The following is a 599-nucleotide window of genomic DNA, read 5'->3' as shown; positions in this document are numbered from 1 at the left end:
CCATGATCACGCGAACATGGAAAGGGGGGCGTCTTACACGGGGAGCCTTCGCGCGTTATCGATTGACGACATTATTCTTAAAGCCGAAATGATGGGCTTTACCAGCTACAAAGTATTCTTGCCTCGTTCAGATGACGGTGTTTACACCGTTGCATCCAACTCAATGGGAGGGGACATCTCTGACCCAAGACAATATCGAACCAGCCATTTTGACCAATACTCAGGTCGTTTGCTGGTGGATGTGACTTGGCAGGATTACAGCTGGTTTGCCAAGTTAATGGCTGCGGGTGTCTCACTTCACCAAGGAGACGTAAGCATCATCAATAAGGCGTTGAATGTGCTGTTCTGTTTGGCATTTATTCTGATTGCTATTTCCGGAGTGGGGATGTGGTGGTTACGTCGACCAAGTCGCAGCGCATCGCTTGGCGCGCCGCCACAATTTCAACATAACGGAGTGTGGAAATTGGGGTTAGCCACATTGGTTGCCATTTGTGCCGCGTTCCCGATGGGCGGCTTAGCCATTGTGAGCGTTTTGCTGCTGGACTGGTTGGTGTTCAACCGTGTCGAGAAGCTAAAAGCAGCACTGAACTAAGGTGTTG

Annotated in this window: 1 protein-coding gene; it reads left to right on the top strand. The window is 50.3% G+C overall.

What is annotated here, in order from left to right:
• Window positions 1-592, top strand: a 592-nt coding sequence (locus R7093_RS26555) for a PepSY domain-containing protein (protein ID WP_318147194.1), incomplete at its 5' end; no start/stop codon positions are given.
• Between the last annotated feature and the right edge of the window lie 7 nt (window positions 593-599).

The sequence above is a fragment of the Vibrio sp. 1580 genome (genome assembly GCF_033340055.1).
The sequence above is the reverse complement of the archived record's forward strand: the minus strand, read 5'-3'. Positions and strand labels throughout refer to the sequence as shown.